At 63.4% G+C, this 4,660-nt stretch carries 4 protein-coding genes and 1 pseudogene; 3 read left to right on the plus strand and 2 right to left on the minus strand.

All coding sequences use genetic code 11. The features are described 5' to 3' along the window. Together NZN28_RS13770 and NZN28_RS13775 are read right to left on the minus strand one after the other, a co-directional pair. Nucleotides 1-306: Rieske 2Fe-2S domain-containing protein (locus tag NZN28_RS13770; RefSeq protein WP_295399102.1), on the minus strand; the 306-nt coding region annotated here is incomplete at its 3' end. A gap of 548 nt (nt 307-854) precedes the next feature. Then, nucleotides 855-1,388: pseudogene (locus tag NZN28_RS13775) on the minus strand (DUF4384 domain-containing protein); the annotation flags it as partial. A 1,420-nt stretch (nt 1,389-2,808) separates the two neighbouring features. Here NZN28_RS13775 and NZN28_RS13780 point away from each other — a divergent pair. The 3 genes from NZN28_RS13780 to NZN28_RS13790 form a co-directional block, all read left to right on the plus strand. Next, nucleotides 2,809-3,024, plus strand: coding sequence for a helix-turn-helix domain-containing protein (locus NZN28_RS13780; RefSeq protein ID WP_295399104.1), 216 nt, complete (start codon nt 2,809-2,811; stop codon nt 3,022-3,024). Between the two features lie 563 nt (nt 3,025-3,587). Further along, the gene (locus NZN28_RS13785; RefSeq protein WP_295399106.1) at nt 3,588-4,079 is read left to right on the plus strand and encodes a toprim domain-containing protein; all 492 of its coding nucleotides are present in this window, start codon (nt 3,588-3,590) and stop codon (nt 4,077-4,079) included. Then, on the plus strand, nt 4,076-4,660 hold a 585-nt coding region (locus NZN28_RS13790; protein ID WP_295399108.1), incomplete at its 3' end, for a DUF3987 domain-containing protein. The genes NZN28_RS13785 and NZN28_RS13790, both read left to right, overlap by 4 nt.

Genomic DNA, 4,660 nt, shown 5'->3' on the forward strand with positions numbered 1-4,660 from the left:
CAGGTAGCGGGCGTGGCCAGCGGTCTCGGCCACCAGCATGCCCCGGTGGGTACACACATTGGAGAGCAGGTGCAATCGGTCGTCGAAGTCGCGGGTCAGCACCAAAGGCTCGTCTAAGCAGCCCTCGAGCAAGATAAGGGGCTTGACCGTGCCGGGGGCCTTCAGGTCGTCGGTGTCGCCCACCCACTGCCAGCTTTTGGCAAAGACCTTTTCCTTGCTGGCCTCGTAGAGGGCCGGGTCTTTGTAGAAGCTCGAGGGCAGGGTGGCGGCCTGGGCGATGTCGGGGTGTACTTCAAGGTTTTTCATGGTTGCTCCTTGGCAGATTAGAGATAAGCCAACAAACCAGGTCGGTACAGCCTGCTTGCGACTGTACGAGGGCCGCTGGGGTTTTACTTACCGGCAGCAATAATGGCCCTGGCAAAGCGCAATAACTTGGTTTGAATGTCGGGCCAGGAGCGCATGGCTTCATTATAAAAGCAAAGCCCCCGCACCTCCGGCGGGGGCTTGGGGAAGGTGCTTTACCGACCCCACTCCAGCTTGACCACCAGCTCGCCACCCTTAGGGCCTACGCTCACCTCGAGCCTATCCCCTCCCCGGCGGTACTCGGCCTCGTAGGCCAGGTTCTTCTTGCCCCCCTTGGACTTGAAGCTCACCTTCACCCAGCCCTTGGCCACAAGGTCGCGGTGGTAGTAGCTGAAAACCTGCTCCACGTCGCCCCCCCGGTAGGCCACCCGGTACTCGGTGTCCTCGCGGTCTTCCCACAGCACCGCGTAGCCCGGCAGGGGGCTGATGAAGAAGATGGGCGGCCTGGGCGCTACTGGCTCGGGGTGGCCGGCCCAGCGGGGCTGCACGTTGTAGCGCACCACGTCGCTCACCCAGTCCTGGTCGGGCAGCGGGGTAACCACAATCGAGAGGGCCCGGGCCAGGTTGCTTGCCCCCTGTACCCGCATCTGCCCGCTCTTGATGTCGGCAATCTGGGCGAGCGAGAGCGGCGTGCGGCTGGCCACCGCGAGCACCTGGTCTACCCCGGCGGGCCCGCTGATGGTGAACTCGTAGCGCGCCCCAGTCTCGGGGAAGACCCGGGTCTCGCCCCCGCGCAGGTAGTTGTTCTGGTTGTAGGCGTTGGGCAGAATCAGGTCAATCTGGCCATCGGCGTTGATGTTGAACAGGTAGACGTAGGCGTTCTGGTTGACCTGGACGTAGATTTTAATCTTGTCGCCGAAGTAGTAGGTGGCGTTGCCCAGCCCCGAGGGGTCGCGGTCGAGCCAGGTCTGCACGCTCAGGTCGGTGGGCACCGGGTTAACGATGATGCCCTGGGGGCTCAGCACCGGCGCCGCAGAGGCCATCAGGCCCAAGAGTCCAGCGATGCTTGCAATCCGTCGCTTCATCTCTTCCTCCTGCCCCCAGGGTAGGAAACCCCAAGCCCCCGGCCATGAAGCCTGCATCAGCAAAACTTAACCTTGGCGTTGAGCGATTCTTTAGTGGCTGGACCCAAAAACCCCCTTATGCGAAAACTGCATAAAGGGGGTTTGGTGTTTTGGACTTGGTGGGCGACGAGGGACTCGAACCCCCGACTTCATCCTTGTAAGAGCGATTTGGCGGTTTCCACACCGTTATACAGCCCCCCTCCCCAACCCATGCTATCTACGTCAGGGACGCTATAACTCAATCTGAGCTTCCCGTACCTTGCCATACCATACCGGGGTGTTTTGCACTCTGCATTGCACACAGATTGCACACAAACCCGGACTACCCTTCCCCCCGCGTGCGCTCCCGAAAGGCCACCAACCGACACTCATCCGAGCAGTAGCGGGCTGTTTTGCGCTCGTAGAAAAAGGCCGCGCCACAGTGGGCGCAAACCGCCTGTCGCCCGCCGAAACGAGCCAGCGAAAGTAGGGCTAGGTGAAAGGCCCCGACATAGCCCGGGCCCTCACTACCGCCTTCTAAGCCGACGAGGGGTTCTAGTACCTGCGCTACCCCAGCCTGCCCCCGACGGCGGAGGTACTCTCGAACCCTCCGCTCGCTAATGCGCTTGGGGCAGAGCTGGAGAAGCTCTAGCGCCGCCCCCACCGGCCAAAAAGGGGAAATGTACCCCCGGGGCTTCCCGGAAGTGTTCTCGAGTCCCTCGAGCCAGTATTGCCAGGCCTGGGGGTGCCTAGGGCCTTCTTTCCAATCGGAAAGGCTCTCAAGAAAGGCCCGCGTCGGCTCCCCCGCACAGCGGAGGGCCTCCCCCCAAAAGCGCGTCTCTATCGTTGCCCGAACCCAGCCCCACAGGGAATCATCACCCTGAAAGGGGGAGTCCTCCCAACTTCCGTACCGTACGAACGAGGTGGGCAAATCGCTCGGAGGGTGCAGCAACCCGATACCCCCGGCAAGCTTCTCTGTGCGCTTCATGAAGTGCTTTAGCTCCGACCCCTCTTGGCGCAGGCTGGTTTGCAGGGCCTGCCAGAGCTCGTAAAAGCCCCGAAGTGGGCTTTTTGGCTCCACGGGCAGCGGCCAAAAGGAGAGCCTGGGATACGAGAGGTTGGGTGGGGGAACTAGCCGCAGCCGAGCCATCTCGGTCAGAACAGCCTTTATTCCTGCCTCGAGGCCCCCTTGCAAACGGGCACAACTATAAATCCGCATCAAATCTCTCGCCATGCCGCTGTAAGGCGTTTCCGGCTGTCGCAGCCAACCAGGTGTGAAAGGCGAGAGTTCCTCCGGCCCCTCGGCCCAGGTGACCTTGCCACGCAGTGGGGCGGCTGAAACGGTAACTGCAACACTAACAGATACTTGCACCCCTGCATTTTACCGCCTACTGTGGCTTACATGGAAAAAGTTCTGCTTACTGTCCGAGACCTTCAGAAAACCTTAGGATGGGGCCGGGACACTTGTTATAAGCTGGCGAAGTCGCTGCCACACGTAAAAATCGGCTCTGCGCTTTACGTGCGCTCCGAGGATGTGCGCGACTTCGTTGCCAATGCAGCCAAGCGCCGGGCTGACGTGCGGGCCGAGCTCGCGGGTGGTGGGGTGGCCGATGAGTGATTGGGTTTCGCTGGCCGACGCGAAAAAAGTCCTTGGTTTGAGCGACCGACGACTCAACCGCCTGATTGAGGAGCGTTGCCTGCTCGAACGATGGTTTCCCGGCTCTGGGTGGTGTTTGCGAAGGGCGGATGTTGAGGAGCTGGCTCGCCTGATTCAGAGCGAGGTGCGCGGGCAAGTGGGCGGTGGTTCCGTTGCTCAGTGACTCCATCGAAAACGCCCTTCTGGCCCGCCTTTGCAACGTCCGCCCCGCCGGCCCCAACCGATGGCGGGCCACCTGCCCCGCGCACGGCTCGGGCCGGAACCAGGCCCTCAGTATCGTAGTCCAGGGCGAGAAAATCCTACTGCATTGCTTCGCAGGTTGCCCCGCCGAGCGGGTGCTCGAGGTTCTCGGGCTTACCTGGGCTGACCTTCGCTCGGGAAACACCCGGCCCTGGCTGGCTCCCTCGAGGCCCGACCCCAGGCCGTCCCTACCTGGTGACGATTGTGTGCGCCGGTGGCAGGGGTGGTGGCAAAGCGCATCACCGGGGCATCCCCTGCTGGAACGGTACCTTCACGCACGAGGCTTGAGCATACCCCCGCCCCCAACCTTGCGGCTGGCCCTCTGGGGCGGCCAGCCCCTCATGCTGGCCCGCGTGGTGGATGGGGCCGAGCGGCTGATGGGGATGCACCTGACCACCCTCGAGCCCGATGGCACGGGCCGCCGGGAGAAGCGCCTGGCCAGCGGCTCAAAGCCCCTGGGCGGCGCCATCCGGCTGTTCAACCGTGAACGAGACAAGCCCCTCGCCCTGGCCGAGGGCATCGAAACCGCTTTGGGTGTTCATCAGGCCACCGGCTGGCCGGTCTGGGCCTGCGTGAGCGCCGGTGGCCTTGCTGCCGTCGAGCTCCCCCTCGAGGTTCACGAGGTGGTGGTTTGCGCCGACCACGATAGCGCCGGGCTCGAGGCCGCCCACAAGCTCGCCCGGCGGCTCTTGTCTGAGGGCCGCCGGGTGCGGCTGGCCGTCCCGCCCGTGGAGGGCCAGGACTGGCTGAATGTGCTGGCCGAGGAGGTCGCATGACCGCCCGCGAGCTGCTCGAGGCCCCCGACGTGCTGGCTGATGAAGTTTGGCCTGAGCCGGAGCCCCTAGACGGCGCTGCAAAGCTCCATCCCTGGCCGGTAGGCGCTATCTTGCCGCCTCAGCTCGAGGACTTTGGCCTGGCTTTTGCCGACCGCCTGTGCATTGACCCCGGCCCGGTGATGATGACATTGCTGGCCGCCTCTTCCGCGCTAACCAGTGGCAGGGTCTGGATTCAGCCCGACCGAGATAACCCCACCTGGCAAGAACCGACCTCCCTGTGGTTGGTCATTGTGATGCCCATTGCCACGGGAAAAACGCCCATTTTGAAGGCCGCGCTAGGCCCTGTGTGGGCCGTTGAGAAAACCCTCCGCGAGGAGCACGAGCTGGCTTTGCAAACCTACAAAGCCGAGCTCGCCTCCTGGGAATCCCGGAAGCGCAACGAGCGCGGGCCTAGACCGGAGCCCCCCCGCGTTTCCCGCCTCCTGGCCCAGGACGCCACCCGAGAGGCTTTAGCCGACTTACTGACTACGAACCCCGGCCTGCTGGCTTATCACGACGAGCTCGCGGGGCTATTCAAAACC

Origin of the sequence: Meiothermus sp. (assembly GCF_025056915.1) — a bacterium.
Lineage (GTDB): Bacteria > Deinococcota > Deinococci > Deinococcales > Thermaceae > Meiothermus.

Excerpts from the sequence above, each read along its gene's own strand:
- NZN28_RS13780 (WP_295399104.1), top strand. The coding sequence starts at position 2,809 with ATGGAAAAAGTTCTGCTTACTGTCCGAGACCTTCAGAAAACCTTAGGA.